Source organism: Thalassolituus hydrocarboniclasticus (assembly GCF_025345565.1).
Lineage (GTDB): Bacteria > Pseudomonadota > Gammaproteobacteria > Pseudomonadales > Oceanobacteraceae > Venatoribacter > Venatoribacter hydrocarboniclasticus.
Genome location: NZ_CP054475.1, coordinates 2,929,864 through 2,945,701, shown reverse-complemented (window position 1 = coordinate 2,945,701; position 15,838 = coordinate 2,929,864). Strand labels below are relative to the sequence as shown.

Here is a 15,838-nt window from a genome sequence, read left to right as displayed (position 1 = left end):
TATGAGCGGGCTGAATTTCTGCCGTCATGTGCTTGAGGAGGCGCGGCGTAATCCGCAGCGGCTGGCGCTGGATATTCCATTGATGCAGGGGCGTCGTTGTTTGGGCGCTGAGCAATGTACCTATGGCGAGCTGATGCAGCGTGTGAGCGCGCTGCAGTTATTGTGGCAGCAGCAGGGGTTGCAGCCCGGTGAGCGGGTGGTGGTGATCGCCCGGCCGTCGGTTGACCTGTATGCGGTGGTGCTGAGTTTGCTGGCCTCCGGTCTGGTGGCGGTGTTTATCGATACCGGCATGGGCCGCAAGAAAATCCGTATGGCGCTGGCCGATGCCCGCCCGGTGGCAATTGTCAGTATGCAGGCGCTGTTGCGCTGGTTCTGGCTGATTCCTGAGCTCTGGTCTTTAAAGCGCTTCAGTATCGACCGGACAACGTTAGGAAGTCGTTCGCTGAGTAAAGCGCTGACGGCGTTTAAGGGCAAGCTGGCGTCTGTTGATAGCGGCACATGGCCGCAGCTGGCGGAGCCTCCCACAGGCGATCACGGTCTTATTTCTTTTACCTCCGGCAGTACCGGCCGGCCGAAAGGCGCTGACCGCACTCATGCCAGCCTGGATGCTCAGCATGCGGCGATCCGTCATCACTGGCCGGATGCCGATGGCGAGCGTGACAGCCCGTGTTTCCCGGTCATGGTGCTGCATAACCTCAGTTGCGGCATGAGCAGTTGTTTGCCACAGGTGGATCTGGCTGCTCCGGCACAGGTAGATGCAGCTGCGGTTCTGACACGCTGGCAGCAGCAGGGGGTTACCCGCATCAGTGGTGCGCCGGCTTATTTCCGCGCCCTGTGTGATGAGCTGTTGCTGCGTAAGACGACCTTACCGCAGATCACCAGTCTGGTGATTGGTGGTGCGCCGGTCAGCCAGCTGCTGGCGCGCGATCTGCTGCAGGTCTTCCCCAATGCCTATGCGCGCATTGCCTATGGTTCCACCGAAGCTGAGCCCATTGCCTCGTTGCTGCTGCAGGATTATCTGCACAGTGGTGAACAGCCCGGTGTGGCCGGTTTGCTGGTGGGCGAGATTGCTGAAGACACCGATGTGCTGATCTGCAATCTGCCTGCAAACAATGAACGTCTGGTTAATGAAAGTGATCTGCTCGACGGCCGATGTGGCGTGGGCGAAGAGGGCGAAATTCTGGTGGCCGGCAATCATGTGCTGCGTGGTTATTACCACAACCCTCAGGCTGATGCGGAAAATAAAATCCCGCGCGCCGATGGTCTGGTCTGGCACCGTACCGGTGATACCGGCTGGCTTGATGAACGGGGCCGGCTGTGGCTCAGCGGCCGGGTAAAAGATGCGGTGCAGCTTGGCAGCCAGCGCCGTTTGCAGCCGCTCTGGCTGGAGCAACAACTGGATGCGCTGGCCGGTGTACAGCGCAGCGCGCTGATTGGCCATGAGCAGCAGGGCTGGTTATTTGTCTGCTGTGATGAGCCACTGGAAAACCTTAAAAGTGCGTTGCTGGCTTTGCTGCCAGCCGGCGAATGGCAGGTTGCCCGGCTGAAGTACATGCCGGTGGATGGTCGCCACAACAGCAAGATTGACCGTCCGTTGCTGCGTCAGATGGCGGCTGCAGGCCGTACCGACAGGGTGGTTACCTGGAATAAAACGGAGAGTACCTCACTATGAACAGTTTACCGGCCGGTGGCTGGATTATCCGCCTGAACCGGGTTGATCTGATAACCCTGAGCAGTGTTCCGCTGACCTTGCTGGCGCTGTTCTTTACCCTGCAGCAGGAAACTCTGACGGCGCTGGCGTTGCTGTTTCTGGCGATGACCGCCGATGCGCTGGATGGCTTGCTGGCCCGGCGCTGGGGGCTGACCCGTGAGTTCGGTCGCTACCTCGATGGTTTTATGGACGTGCTGATTTATCTGGTCAGTCCGGCGCTGATTTTATTGCAGTGGGGTTTTGATGGTGCTTATGCCGTGGCGCTGGTGACTATGGTCGCCGCGGGCTGTATCCGTCTGTCGGTATTCAATCAGACCGGCAATATTGAGGATGCGAGCAAGGGCAATGCCCGTCCTGCCTATCTGGGCATGCCGGTATTCTGGAGCCTGCTGATTATTGCGCCATTGGTATTGCTGGAGCATTGGCTGGGTTGGACTGCCTTTATCAAAGCTCTGCTGGCGCTGGTGCTGCTGTGGTTTTCGGTACAGATGCTGCGCGCCCGGCCGTTCTTTAAGTTCACCTCACTGGCACAGATGCTGTGGATTACGCTGGGTGGTTTCTCACTGCTGTGCGCCACCACGCTGGCAGCTAAGGGCGCACAGGCGCCGTTGCATCCGCTGCTGATGGCGCTGTACCTGCAGGTGCCGGTGGTGATTGGCGGTGTGGCGCATATGTGGTGTGTCAGCAATGATGTGCTGCCTTCTTTTGCCCGGCCGGTGTGGAAATCGGCCTTTGGTGCCAACAAAACCTGGCGCGGCGTTTTATTGGTGCCGCTGCTGACGGCGCTGGGCGCGCTCTGTCTGTGGCCACTGGAACTGATATTTCAGGCGCTGGAGTGGCCGACCGTGTGGAGTGGCTATTCGCTGCTGCTGGCCGGGGCAATGGCTGGTGTTGGTTATATTCTGGGGGAGTTTCCCAACTCCTGGTTTAAGCGTCGGCTGGGCATTGCGCCGGGGCAGGTGCCTGAGGATCAGCGTTACTGGTTTATCGCCATCGACCAGATTGACTCGGCGGTTGGCGTTGCGCTGATACTTGGCTGGTGGCTGGATCTGAGCTGGACGGTGGTTGGCCTGTACATTCTTACCTTCCCGCTGACCGCGCTGCTGGTTAAACAGTGGCTGTATCGTAATAAGCTCAAAGACAGTGCTGTCTGAGGCGTGAATGAATGCTTGTGGCAACAGGGCAGATTTTATACACTACGCGCCCTTTTATTAGGTCTCGTCTGGCTGGATGCCATGTTTGCGTGCATAACATGCCGCTGTAATGGTGTTGGGGCAGATGAGTTGATGAACGGCAGGCGATCCCAAAACCTGTCCCTTGATAAACGATCGGAGTGATCTGAAACTATGGTAGTAATCCGTTTGGCCCGTGGTGGCTCTAAAAAACGTCCTTTTTATCACATTAACGTAGCTGACGCGCGTAGCCCTCGCGACGGTCGCTTTATCGAGCGCGTTGGGTTCTTTAACCCTGTTGCTCGCGGCCAGGAAGTTGCTTTCCGCATCGATGCGGAACGCGTTGAATACTGGTTGGCCAAAGGTGCTCAGCCAACTGATCGCGTAGCTAGCTTACTGAAGCAAGCCAAGAAAGCTCAGGCTTAATTGGCGACGACCGGAGTTCTGATGTTGAACGACCAGATTGCGGGTGAGGAAATCACCGTCCTCGGTAAAGTAACCACCGCATTTGGTATTAAAGGCTGGGTGAAGGTGTATTCGTACACAGATCCCATGACCAATATCCTGGATTACCCGACCTGGCTGTTACGTATTAACGGACAGTGGCGCGAATTCAAGGTGACCGACAGCAAACTCCAGCCAAAAGGGTTGGCTGTAGCTCTGGCAGGAATTACCGACCGGGATGCCGCTCTGGCGTTATCCCAGATTGAAATCGGTGTACCTACTTCGGAGTTACCGGAACTCGAAGAAGACGAACATTATTGGTTCCAGCTCGAAGGCTTGAAGGTGGTTAACACCGACGGCGTGTGGCTGGGCCAGGTGAAAGAACTGTTTGATTCCGGCGGCGGTAATCAGGTGATGAGCGTAAAAGGTTGCGAAGGCAGCATTGATAAGCGCGAACGTCTGATTCCATACGCAGAAACAATCGTTCTTGAGGTTGATCTGGATAACGGTGAAATCCAGGTTGACTGGGACCCGGATTTTTAAGCCCGGTGTTGTAATTATGTGGTTTGGGGTTATTTCCCTCTTTCCTGACATGTTCCGCGCACTCACCGACCATGGTGTCAGCGGGCGGGCAGTCAAACAGGAAAAAGTGAGTATCGAATGCTGGAATCCGCGTGATTTCGCCTACGATAACTACCAGACCGTGGACGATCGTCCATACGGCGGCGGCCCCGGTATGCTGATGAAAATTCAGCCTCTGCAGGATGCCATCCACGCAGCCAAAGCGGCAGCAGGGGAAGGCGCTAAGGTGATTTATCTATCACCTCAGGGACGCAAGCTGGATCAGGCCGGCGTGTTAGAGCTTGCTCAGCGCGACAAACTGATTCTGGTGGCCGGACGATATGAAGGTATTGATGAGCGTTTGATTGAGCGCGAAGTCGACGAAGAGTGGTCTCTTGGCGATTTTGTTCTCAGTGGTGGCGAACTGGCTGCCATGACGCTGATGGATGCCGTGATCCGATTGGTACCCGGCGTGCTGGGGCATGACCAGTCGGCACAGCAGGACTCCTTTATGGAAGGCTTGCTGGATTGTCCACATTACACCCGCCCGGAAGTTTACGAAGGGCAGGCCGTACCGGACGTGTTGCTGAGTGGCAACCACGAAAAGATCCGCCAGTGGCGCCTTAAGCAGTCACTGGGCAGAACCTGGCAGCGCAGACCGGATTTACTGGAAGCGCTGGAACTGACAAACGAGCAACAAAGGTTATTGACAGAGTATCTGCAAGAGCTAGAACAGAACTCAGCAGACTGTTAAGGAGCGAACAATGAGCAACAAGAACCCAATCATTCAGCAGATTGAAAATGCGCAGCTGAAAGACAACATCCCTGCATTCAGCACCGGTGATACCGTTGTTGTGCAGGTTAAAGTAAAAGAAGGTAACCGTGAGCGTCTGCAGGCGTTCGAAGGCGTAGTTATCGGTAAGCGTAACCGTGGCCTGAACTCTGCATTCACTGTACGTAAAATCTCCCACGGTGTGGGCGTTGAGCGTACTTTCCAGACTCACAGCCCGATGATTGACAGCCTGGCTGTTAAGCGTCGCGGTGACGTGCGTCAGGCGAAACTGTACTACCTGCGTGAGCGTAGCGGTAAGTCTGCACGTATCAAAGAAAAGGTTTAATCCTTCTCTTGCAGAAAAACGGGCCTCTGGCCCGTTTTTTTATGCCCGTTTTTATGTTTGTTGTTATATCTGTGCTGGGTTTGTCATCAGAAAAGCACGTACGGCTGATATACTGCTGTCTGGTTTGACACTTACTTTCTTGACACCGACAGGCGCATTTGAAAGGGTAGGGCCCGGAACAAACACGGGCTCTGGGCCTCCAAGCCTGAATGATGACGTAAAGGTTGCAGTAATGAAGAAAACACTTTTAGCCGCCGCGCTGGGCCTGAGCCTGACGTTACCGGCAATGGGCGCCGCCGCTGACAAAGCGCTGCCGCTCGACAAGCAGGTCGAAGCCAAGCTGGTGCAGGCTTTCGGTCCGCGTCTGCAGGTTCGTGAAGTTGCGCCTCTGGCAGGCAACCAGATTCTGGAGGTGGTATTAATTGATGGGTCTGTGATGCATATGACACCGGATCTGAGCCACTTTATTTACCGTGATGAGCTGTATGAGCTGAGTGCCGAAGGTCCGCAGAATATCACCCAGAACCGTAATAATCCGAAACGTGCTGAGCGTCTGGCCGCCGTCACCGATAAACAGACCGTGGTCTTTAAAGCCAAGGGCGAGCAGAAAGCCCTGATCAACGTCTTTACCGATATTGATTGTGGCTACTGCCAGAAGCTGCATCAGGAAATCCCGCGCCTGAACGAACTGGGTATTACCGTGCGTTATCTGGCTTATCCACGTGCCGGTATCAAAGATCCGCGCAGTGGCGAGCTGACTGACTCTTACCGCAAGATTAACTATGTCTGGTGTCAGGCGGACCGTAAGGCGGCTATGACCACCATGAAGAATACTCAGCGTGATATGAGCATTCTGGGTCAGCGCCTGCGTCAGTCCGGTGGTTCTTCTGAACTGGAAGACCAGTACCGCGCTCTGCAGGGGCAGGTTGTGGCGATGATGGATAAGAGCAAAGATTGCGGTGCACCAATTGCTGCCCAGTACGATCTTGGTCAGGAAGTGGGTGTAACCGGTACTCCTGCCATTATTGTCGATGATGGACGTCTGTTCCCTGGCTATATGCCGGCGGATGATCTGGCCCGTCGCCTCGGCGTGATGTGATTTCAGCATCAGCCTGTTGAAGTACCTGAAAACCTCCTGCGGGAGGTTTTTTTATGCCTGTATGCCCGGAACGGCGAAAGAGCGCAATTCAGCCGGCAAGATAAAGTTATGCACACTGCGCGCAGACGGCCACTGCTGCACCGCCAAAAAATAGTACCTTTGTATTAAAATTTATAAGCGTTTGTTTTCTATAAGAATTATCTGAACAGGCCGGATACTGCGCAGTCCTGGCGAAAGAAAAATATTGATCAGCGTATTGCTCTGCTCTGGTTTTATCCCCGGAAATATCCACAGATTGTCAGAGGAAGTGGTTACTTACCGCGCAGAGCCTTTCCCGACTGCTGTCGTGCAGGCTTCAGCAGGGAGCGCAAACAGGCTCTGTTTTGGCGCATGATGAACTCAGATGATGCATCTTATGCACATCAGGAGTTGCTGCGGTATTTTTGTCGGTAATTTGGCTCAAAAATAGGCAAAAGGGCTATTGATTTTTGTAAGTTGTTGAAAGTAAAGGGATTTTAATATTGGTTAAAAAATAAACAATCTAACGGGAGGCCGCTGTTTATGCGAAAAACAGGGACTTTCCAAAAGCTTACTCACAAAGTTATGCACAGAATCTGTGGACATTTAAACGGCGCTGATGGAGTGGCACAGAGGACATTTTTTCGTTAAATGGCGTTCTTTTCCTCTTGACTTAAAAATCTCACTGAGAACGGGTTATGCACATCGGTGGTATCTGCTTTTTGAACGGACATTCAAAAGTCAAAAAACTGAAATACATTCTGGTGGATGGCATAACTCATTGAATTACATAAGATTTGGCTTTTGTTGTTATTTCAGCCAATCTGACTCAGAGCCGCATCAGTACTGGATTCCGGGCACTTATCAGAAACTTTCCAACAGAATTATCCACAGAAAATGTTGATAACCTCAAGCAAGCCAGAAACGGCGCGACCCGGCGCCGTTGTGGATGATTTTTCCGGCCCTTCAGATGCCATCTTCGTCGTCCTCATCCGTGACATTCAGGAAACAATCCAGCGATGGATGGGGCGTATCCTGCTCATTAAAACGCAGAGCTTCCGGCAGGGCTGCGTACCAGTCAAAGTGCTGAACCAGACGTCGCCAGATGCCATCCAATGGGGCATTGAACACCAGCGTTTCACCGCTGACAGGGTGGCTCATCGTCAGCTGCGAGGCATGCAGCAGCAAACGCGGTGCCTGTAGCTGATCGCGGAAATAGCGGCTGTGGCGGCCTTTGCCATAGCGGGCATCGCCGATAATCGGGTGGCTGAGGTGTTTCAGATGGCGGCGCAGCTGGTGTTTCCGTCCGGTGTGCGGAATGCACTCAACCAGTGAATAACGTGACTGTGGGTATTTATCGATAAAGACCGGAATTTCGGCGTGGGCCAGCGAACGGAAATCGGTGATGGCTTCCTGCTCGGGTTTGATTCTTTCGTGTTTGGCGTATTTATCGACCGGTGGCGCCATGGGTTTATCAAGATGAATAAACTCGGGCATCCAGCCACGGACGATGGCGAGATAACGTTTATCCACGGCGCGCTGGCGCCACTGATCGGTGATCAGGCTGGCCATTTCCTGACTCAGGGCAAAAGCCAGAACACCGGATGTGGGTTTATCCAGACGGTGAACCGGGTACACCCGCTGTCCCAGCTGGTTACGCAGCAGCTGCAGGGCAAAGCGGGTTTCATGGCGGTCAATTTCGCTGCGGTGTACCAGCAGGCCGCTGGGTTTGTTGATAACAACCAGTTCGTTATCGAGGTAAAGAATATCGAGATCCACTGCATGCCCGGCGTGATCACCGGCCCCCGGCTAAAACGCGGCACTTTACCCTATGTGCTGCTGTGCGGGTAGCGCATGACCGTCGTCCGCTATGAGGCTACGCTGGCGCAGGTTTTCCATTGAGCGGCAAACTTTGCTACTTTGTGCGGCGCGAATGACTGTCCGTTCAGATTAAAAATAACAAAGGAGTCGTCATGATCAGTCGCTGGCTTATTGCTGTATCGCTGTTACTGGTCCTGTTGCTGGGGGCGATGCGCCTGGTGTATGTGGAGAGTGCTTCATTTCCGGATCGCAGTGGCGCACCGCTGCTGCCGTCGACCGAGCTGGAGCAGGTTGCCAGTCTGCCTGAGCCTCCCGGCAACCTGGCGGTGGCCGAAGATCAGCGGATCTTCTTCACCTTTCACCCGGAAGCCTCACCAAAAACCAACGTCGCTTTATGGGCGGATGGCGAAGTCAGCCCCTTCCCTTCTGCAGAGTGGCAACCCGGTGGCAGCGAAGAGAATGCGCTGAATGAAGTGCTGTCGCTGCGCCTGCACAATAATGAATTGTGGCTGCTGGATAATGGCCGCCATGCGCTGAACAGCGTACGTCTGCTGGCGTTTGATATTAACAGCCGCGAGTTGCTGCACAGCTATCGCTTCCCGCGCGATGTGTTTCCGCTGGGCGCCCACGCCAACGATTTCCGCATCAGTGCCGATGGCCGTTATTTCTTTATTACCGATGCCAGCCTGCTGGCGCGCACTCCTGCTCTGGTGGTGTACGACCGTGTCAGCAACAGCAGTCGCCGCCTGCTGCAGAGCGACGCCAGCGTGCGCGCCGGAGAATTTGAACCCGTGGTGCAGGGCCAGGCGATGACCCTGTTCGGACTATTTACGGTTAATCCGGGGGTGGATGGCATCGCACTGGATGACGCCAATGAGTGGCTGTACTTTGCCGCCGTTGCGGCTGATGAGCTGTACCGTATCCGGGTGGCTGATCTTGTTGATAAAGAATTGCCCCATGCAACGCTCAGTTCCCGCGTCGAAAGCCTTGGCGCGAAAACCATGACCGATGGTATGGCAGTGGATGCTGCCGGTAATGTCTATTTGTCGGACCTCGAGCACTCCGCGATTGTACGCCGCACGCCGGATGGTGAATTACAGACGCTGTTGCGCAGTGTTGATCTGCGCTGGCCGGATGGCTTCAGCCGTCAGGGCGACTATCTTTATGTTACCTGTTCCGCTTTGCATCAGGTGATCGGCCACAGTCGTGAAGAAATTCTCGCTGCCGGACCTTATCCGATTTACCGTTTTTCGCTGAGCAGGGCAGAATCCTATCTGAATCCCTGATGCACGAGGTCGGCAAATGAAATGTGTTTACCAGGCAGCCGATACACTGGAAGCCCATCTGGTACTTGGGCTGCTTGAGCAGCACCGTATTCAGGGATTTATCGAAGGGGCTCACCTGACGGGTGGTCTGGGTGAGCTGCCGGTGCAGAATTATGTGCGGGTGCTGGTGAACGATGTTGATTACGAAGTCGGGCGGCGGCTGATGCTGGAATACGATCAGGCCAATGCCATCACCGACCCGTTGCCGCAGCCGGTGTTCCGTCACTGGGGCTGGTTTGTGTTGGCGTTGCTGGCCATTATTGCCGCTGAAAGTCTGCGCTTTCTCTGATTTCCTCTGCTCTTTGCCGTTACTCACCGTTGCGCAGATTCTGAAAAACCGCCTGACTGCCGGCGTCATGTCCGCGGTGAAACTCCGTTAACAGCATCGCCAGATGTTCGGCATCTTCCAGATGCGGAAAGTGACCGGTTTTTATCCACAGTGAGCCGTTGCTCCTGTTGTGTCTGCTCAGAGGATCATATTCCCCGTCGATAAACTGTTGCGCATTGTTGCTGGCCATACTGGTTTCGCTGCTGAGTGGCAGTTCATAACGATAGTGCAGCAGCTGCGGCAAAACCTGCAGCCCCTGATGGGCACACAATAATTGCCACAGATCCTGTCGGGTCTGACTGCTTATCGGCGTGAAAGGGCCGCTCAGGGTTTCCAGATAACGGCCATACAGACCTTCGCTGATGCAATGGCTGAGCAGTTGGCCCAATGGCCCGGCCAGCCAGAGTTCACGCCAGAGAAAGTAGCGCGCATCACCGCCGCGGCGGGCAGAAATCCAGCTGCAGCGTCCAATCCGAATGTTGCTGTCTGTGTTCAGCAATTGCATGCCGATACCGGCACCATAATCATGGCCAACGATCTGGCATTGCTCGATGCCCAGATGAGCAAGTAAGGCAAGCACCATTTGCGCCTGATCATTAAGGCGGTAACTGTACTCTGTGGGTTTATCGGAGTCGCCGCAGCCGGGCAGGTCAGGGCAGATCAGGCGGAACTGGCCGGTCAGCATCGGCCACAGGCGGTACCAGTCCCAGCTGCTGCCGGGCAGGCCATGCAACAGTAATAAGACCGGTCCCTGTCCTTCGTCATGAAAACCAATGCGCAATCCTTGCCAGTGGAAGTCACGTTGCTGGCTGCGCCAGATATTGGGATTAAGCACGGCTGCTCCTTAGCGGCTTTTTTATTGTTATATCTGCAGTGGCTGAATCATCATCAGTCGTTCAGTGCCGGAGTAAATAACAGGTCGGTTACGCCGTAATCCACACCCAGACAACTCAGGCCGGCCGTAATCTGACCACGGTGGTGGGTCTGGTGATTAAAAATATGCTGCAGTACCAGATCCAGTGGCTTTGCCATTTCTTCGCCGCGGCTGTTGGTGTATTGCAACACATCGCGGGCATCATCGGCGCGCAGCAGGTCGCACCAGCGCACATAGGCATTATCGAGGCGGTCGCGCAGGGGGCGGAGACTGTCCAGACCGGTGACCAGTTGCGTATTCAGGGCTGCCGGTGTGGGCAGGTCACGCAATTCTTCCAGCATCGGAAAAATAACAGACAGACGTTTAAGCCAGAGAATATCGGTGACCAGCAGGTGATTCCAGGTGCCGAGCAGGGAGTCAAAATACAGATTACAGGAGGCTTGCAGCTGCCCGGGCGGCAAAGTTGCGCACACATCCAGCAGCTGGCGGTTCATTTCCCGGTTGTAACGGGCATAACGACGATAAACGTCTGACCATGACATACTGTCTCTCCCGGCTGGTGAATACGGTTTAACGTAATCGGAGATCGGTTTCTCCCTGCGGCCTGACCAGCGCTGGCGCGGCGGCAGACTTCTACTCTATGTCAGCCTAATCCATGCGGCAAGCAGCCTGGTTACGGTTGTTGTTACGGTTGTTGTTGTCATACGAATCCGCTATTTTCGGGCAACTATTTTTCAGGGAAGCCGAATCATGAACGGAGCTGCTATCTGTCGCGTAATACTGTTGCTGTTATTTACTCTGCTGAGTGGCCGGGTGTTGGCCGTTCCGGCGGCCTGGGATCGTACCGATACCGACTGGCAGACCCGGACGTCAGCGCATTTCGAGCTGCATTATCCGGCCCGCTACGATCAGATGGCGCAGCATGCGCTGACCATTGCCGAGCGCGTGCACGATGAGCTGGTGCCGTTTTTCACACAGGAACCGGACGAGCGCACGCAGATGGTGCTGGTGGACGATTACGACTATTCCAATGGTTGGGCCACCCCGTTTCCTTTTGTGCAGATCCGTCTGTTTGCCAGCCCGGCTGAAGATGTTGCCGGGCTTGAGCATATGGATGAGTGGCTGCACGGCCTGATCCGTCACGAATATGTGCACATACTGCATATGAATATGAGCCGGGGCATTCCCCGCAGTGGCCGTAAGGTGTTTGGCCGTATGTTCTGGCTGTTTCCCCATGTGTTTACGCCTTCTATGTTTACCGAAGGACTGGCGGTTTACCTGGAAACCAACCGCACGCTGGGGTATGGCCGCCTCGACGGCAGCATCTATGCGATGCAGATGCGTATGGAACTCGACAGCCATCAGGGCGACGACCTGAATCAGGTGGTGGTGCCGTTGCGCGACTGGCCACGCGGTAAACACTATTTATACGGCGCCTATTTCTGGCAGTACCTGTCAGAGACTTATGGCGAAGCCGTGATGAGTCGTTATCTCAACGATTTCAGCGGCCAGCTGATTCCCTATGTGATGCAGAACTATGTGGCCAAGAAGGTGTTTGGCAAATCGTTTCCGGCGCTGTGGAATGACTACCGCCAGTGGTTGCTGGCCAGCTTTACGCCTGCGACAGACAAACTGCGGGCACAGGAAATATCCGGCGATGCTTTGCCGGTACTGAGCAATACACAGCAGGTGACTGTCGCAGCACAGGGTTCGCTGCTGCAGGTGATTGATAACGGTGAAGACCGGGCAGAAATCAGCCGCTGGCAGCCGGACGGTTCGGCTGATAATGGCTGGTCGGTGCATTCCCTGACCGCGACTAAAGGTGTGACCGATGCCGATATCGCCGCCGATGGCACCCTGGCCGTTTCGCGTCTGATCAGCCATGCCAGTGGCCGCGATCTGAATGACGTTTTCCTGTGGTCAGCGGATGGCGGCTGGAAGCGCATCAGCAAAGATCTGCGCCTGCGTAAAATCCGCTGGTTGGCAGATGGGCAGCAGCTGATTGGCAGCCGTAAAGTGCATGGTCTGAGTGAATTGTGGCTGCTGCAGCGCGATGGTGATGCTCACATGTTGTGGCAGGGCGGGGATAAAACCGTGCTGGGCAGTTTTGATGTTGCGCCGGATGGGCAATCGCTGGTGGCATCGCTCAAACGTCCGCAGCAGGGCTGGAATCTGGAAAAGCTCGATCTGGGCACGCTGCGCTGGCAGGCGTTAACCGATACGCGGGCGATTGAGCATCAGCCGGAGTTTCTGCCCGATGGCCGTATTCTTTACAGTGCCGACTACGACGGCGTGTTTAACCTCTATGTGCTGCAACCGGCAACCGGCATGGTGGAACAATGGACGCAGGTGGTGGGTGGCGCGTTTCAGCCACGCTGGCTGAATGGTCAGGTGGCCTATCAGGATTACACCAGCGAAGGTTATCAATTGAAAATGCTGACCCCAAGGGCGCTGACCAGCTTCAGCATCGCCAGCCGTCAGGGGCGCTATGATTATCCGCCGGCGGTCAGTGGCGTGGTGCCGTCAGAGCGCAGTGATTATTCCCCATGGCCGACACTGGCGCCTAAATACTGGCTGCCGCTGTTCAGTATCGATGAATACTCGTCGGCACTGGGGCTGACCACCAGTGGCAACGATGCGGTAGGGCGTCATACCTACAGCATTGCTGCGTCATGGGATTTCAAACAGGATTGGGCGGATGTGTCGGCCAGTTATCTGTATGACACCCGCTGGTCGCTGCTGTGGAACCGTACGCACTCCTATCGCGACCTGAATACCGGGCTGGAAGATGATTATTCTGCCAAGCGCGAAGATTTGCTGATCGCTCGCCGTGACCATGTAATGGATGCCTTTGAAGATCAGCTGCAGCTGCATCTGGGTCTGGTTGCCGATCACGAAAAGATTGAACGCGCGCCGGCCGGTGTCGATCGTGGTGACGGCTTTGAAGAAACGCTGGCCGGTGTGGCACTGAGTTTCGATAACCGCGAGCTGTACCGCAATGTGCCGGGTATCGGCTGGGGAACCTATGCTGATCTGGTCTATGAGAGCAATGATGTCCTGAACAGTGATTATAACGGCGACCAGTGGCAGGCGAGTCTGAAGCACACCTTTGATCTGCCGGGGCGTAATACCCTGAGCTTTGGCGTTGCAGGCGGTATTGCCGACCGTGGCGCTGAGCCATTCACCATTGGTGGCAACCGGGGGGAAGAAGCACTGCTGTTTGGCCGCGATCAGTTTGCGTTGCCGGGCTACGATGATGATGTGCAGATCGGCCATAAATACTACAACGGTGTGATTCGTTTTAACCGTTTTCTGACCCGGGTTGAGCGTAACTGGGGCATGATCCCGCTGGGACTGGGGGATATCTCGCTGGGTGCCTGGGCACAGACCGCCAGTGCCTGGTTCCGTGAGCAGCACCGGCCACAGCTGAGTGCGGTTGGCGCAGAGCTGGGTGTGGATGTGGTACTTGGCTATAACCTGGCGCTGCCGTTCGTGCTTGGCGTGGCACACGGACTGGATGAGGATCTGGGTGAAACCAGAGGCTATCTGCGTACCGCCGTTTTCTTCTGAAACCGCGCCATCTTGCCGCAGGCTGCAGACCCTCCGCATACAGGGCCTGACCCGTGTCAGGCCTCTGCTTTTCCGCACACGCTATACTGGGTACCAGTCTCAGTGCCTTGCCTGAGGAATTTTCAGCCAATAGCAGGCCTGTCTAATGAGTGTTAACAGGCCTGAGCAGTAACAGGATCTTGCATGGATTATTTGTGGGTATTAGTGGCGTTCCTTTGTGGCTTCGTCGTCAAGCAACTGGGAATGCCGCCCCTGGTCGGCTACCTGCTGGCCGGTTTTGGTTTGCATGCGATGGGCGTGCAACCGGTCGGTAGCTTGCAGGCGCTGGCCGATCTGGGGATTACCCTGATGTTGTTTACCATCGGCCTGAAGCTGAATATCCGTGCGCTGATGCAAAAGGAAGTGTGGCTGACCAGTGTGCTGCATACCGGTGTCTGGGTGGTGTTACTGGCCGGTGTATTGTTACTGGCAGCCTGGCTGGGCCTGAGCCATTACTTCGATATTCCGCTGACAGCGGCGCTGCTGGTGGCCTTTGCCCTGAGCTTTTCGTCCACCGTTTGTGTGGTGAAAATGCTGGAGGAAGCCTCCGAACTGAAAACCCGCCACGGCAAAATTGCGGTTGGTATTCTGGTGATTCAGGATATTCTGGCGGTGGTGTTTCTGGTGGCTTCAACCGGTAAAACGCCATCGCTCTGGGCGTTCGGCCTGTTCGGTCTGTTTCTGATCAAACCGCTGTTACACCGTCTGGTCAGTCAGGCCGGACACGGCGAGTTATTGCCGCTGCTGGGGTTTTTCCTGGCGCTGGGCGGCTCTGAACTCTTTACCCTGGTGAATATGAAGGGCGATCTGGGCGCCTTGCTGGTGGGGATGTTATTGGCGTCCCATGCCAAATCGGCCGAGCTGTATAAAGTACTGATGAACTTCAAGGATCTGTTCCTGATCGGTTTCTTCCTGTCCATTGGCTTTACCGCCTTGCCGAGCCTCGATATGGCGCTGACGGCACTGCTGCTGACCGTGTTGTTGCTGGTTAAATTCGTACTGTTTTTTGCCCTGCTGGCGCGCTTCAGTGTTTCTGGCCGATCGTCGTATCTGAGTGCTCTGGCGCTGACCAATTACAGCGAATTCGGTCTGATTGTCGCCAGCCTCAGCGTCAACCGTGGCTGGCTGAGCGAAGACTGGCTGGTGATCATTGCGCTGGTTATGTCGCTGTCGTTTATTCTCAGCAGCTTTATTTACCGTCGTGCGCATCATATTTATGCGTTGCGTAAAGACAGTATCAATCGCTTTGAGCGTGCCGGTGCGCATCAGGGGTTTGAGCGACCAAAAGAGGCAACGGTGCTGATTCTGGGGATGGGCCGGGTTGGTAAGGGCGCTTACTGTGCGCTGGAGCGCGAATACGGCAGCCGGGTCTGGGGCGTGGAGTCGGATGCTGAACGTGTCGCGGCGTTAAAAGCCGAAGGCTTTAATGTGGTGGTTGGTGATTCCGATGATATGGAATTCTGGCAGAAAGTGAGTACCCAGGGCATTCGTCTGGTGATGCTGGCACTGCCGTCACAGACCGAAATGCGCAGCACGCTGGAGATGCTGAAGCTGGCTGGTTATCAGGGCAAAGTGGCTGCGGTTGCCCGTTATGAAGACGAGCGCGCAGAGCTGTTACACCTCGGTGTGGATGTGGCTTTTAACTATTACTCCGAAGTAGGGGCGGGTTTTGCCGCCGAAAGCCGCCATCTGCTCACTGGCAGTGAGCCGCTGGACGTTGCCCATCAGGTTTGAGGTATACCAGGAGCGGCGCTGTCG

At 55.3% G+C, this 15,838-nt stretch carries 14 protein-coding genes; 11 read left to right on the top strand and 3 right to left on the bottom strand.

The window, feature by feature from the left end; all coding sequences use genetic code 11:
• Position 1 precedes the first annotated feature (1 nt).
• The 7 genes from HUF19_RS13200 to HUF19_RS13170 all read left to right on the top strand — a co-directional run bounded on the left by HUF19_RS13200 (position 2) and on the right by HUF19_RS13170 (position 6,105).
• Positions 2-1,672, top strand: coding sequence for an AMP-binding protein (locus HUF19_RS13200; RefSeq protein ID WP_260997048.1), 1,671 nt, complete (start codon positions 2-4; stop codon positions 1,670-1,672).
• Complete coding sequence (locus HUF19_RS13195; RefSeq protein WP_260997047.1) at positions 1,669-2,865, top strand: CDP-alcohol phosphatidyltransferase family protein; 1,197 nt, start codon at positions 1,669-1,671, stop codon at positions 2,863-2,865. The genes HUF19_RS13200 and HUF19_RS13195 overlap by 4 nt, the downstream gene beginning before the upstream one ends.
• Before the next feature lie 192 nt (positions 2,866-3,057).
• Complete coding sequence (gene rpsP, locus HUF19_RS13190; protein WP_145465908.1) at positions 3,058-3,309, top strand: 30S ribosomal protein S16; 252 nt, start codon at positions 3,058-3,060, stop codon at positions 3,307-3,309.
• A 21-nt stretch (positions 3,310-3,330) separates the two neighbouring features.
• A complete protein-coding gene (gene rimM, locus HUF19_RS13185; protein ID WP_145465906.1) occupies positions 3,331-3,870 on the top strand; it encodes a ribosome maturation factor RimM in 540 nt (179 codons plus the stop codon).
• A 16-nt stretch (positions 3,871-3,886) separates the two neighbouring features.
• Positions 3,887-4,642: a tRNA (guanosine(37)-N1)-methyltransferase TrmD gene (gene trmD / locus HUF19_RS13180; RefSeq protein WP_260997046.1), complete on the top strand. Its 756-nt coding sequence runs from the start codon at positions 3,887-3,889 to the stop codon at positions 4,640-4,642.
• A gap of 10 nt (positions 4,643-4,652) precedes the next feature.
• The gene (rplS, locus tag HUF19_RS13175; protein ID WP_145465902.1) at positions 4,653-5,006 is read left to right on the top strand and encodes a 50S ribosomal protein L19; all 354 of its coding nucleotides are present in this window, start codon (positions 4,653-4,655) and stop codon (positions 5,004-5,006) included.
• Between the two features lie 232 nt (positions 5,007-5,238).
• Complete coding sequence (locus HUF19_RS13170) at positions 5,239-6,105, top strand: DsbC family protein (protein ID WP_260997045.1); 867 nt, start codon at positions 5,239-5,241, stop codon at positions 6,103-6,105.
• A 984-nt stretch (positions 6,106-7,089) separates the two neighbouring features.
• On the opposite strand, the gene HUF19_RS13165 is transcribed toward HUF19_RS13170, so the two are convergent.
• Complete coding sequence (locus HUF19_RS13165) at positions 7,090-7,902, bottom strand: pseudouridine synthase (RefSeq protein ID WP_260997044.1); 813 nt, start codon at positions 7,900-7,902, stop codon at positions 7,090-7,092.
• Positions 7,903-8,096: 194 nt separating this feature from the next.
• Between HUF19_RS13165 and HUF19_RS13160 the strand changes: the two genes are divergently transcribed.
• Both HUF19_RS13160 and HUF19_RS13155 read left to right on the top strand, forming a co-directional pair.
• On the top strand, positions 8,097-9,230 hold the full coding sequence (locus tag HUF19_RS13160) for an SMP-30/gluconolactonase/LRE family protein (protein WP_260997043.1): 1,134 nt from the start codon (positions 8,097-8,099) through the stop codon (positions 9,228-9,230).
• 16 nt (positions 9,231-9,246) lie between these two features.
• Positions 9,247-9,558, top strand: a complete 312-nt coding sequence (locus HUF19_RS13155) for a putative signal transducing protein (RefSeq protein WP_260997042.1) — start codon at positions 9,247-9,249, stop codon at positions 9,556-9,558.
• A gap of 19 nt (positions 9,559-9,577) precedes the next feature.
• Here the strand turns inward: HUF19_RS13155 and HUF19_RS13150 are convergent, their stop codons facing one another.
• Entirely contained in the window at positions 9,578-10,432 is an 855-nt protein-coding gene (locus HUF19_RS13150) for an alpha/beta fold hydrolase (RefSeq protein ID WP_260997041.1), read from the bottom strand.
• Between the two features lie 53 nt (positions 10,433-10,485).
• Positions 10,486-11,013, bottom strand: coding sequence for a DinB family protein (locus tag HUF19_RS13145; protein ID WP_260997040.1), 528 nt, complete (start codon positions 11,011-11,013; stop codon positions 10,486-10,488).
• Between the two features lie 208 nt (positions 11,014-11,221).
• Between HUF19_RS13145 and HUF19_RS13140 the strand changes: the two genes are divergently transcribed.
• Both HUF19_RS13140 and HUF19_RS13135 read left to right on the top strand, forming a co-directional pair.
• A complete protein-coding gene (locus HUF19_RS13140) occupies positions 11,222-14,041 on the top strand; it encodes a TolB-like translocation protein (RefSeq protein ID WP_260997039.1) in 2,820 nt (939 codons plus the stop codon).
• Positions 14,042-14,224: 183 nt separating this feature from the next.
• Positions 14,225-15,814 carry a cation:proton antiporter family protein gene (locus HUF19_RS13135; protein WP_260997038.1) on the top strand — a complete coding sequence of 530 codons (1,590 nt, stop codon included), beginning with the start codon at positions 14,225-14,227 and terminating at the stop codon, positions 15,812-15,814.
• Positions 15,815-15,838 lie beyond the last annotated feature (24 nt).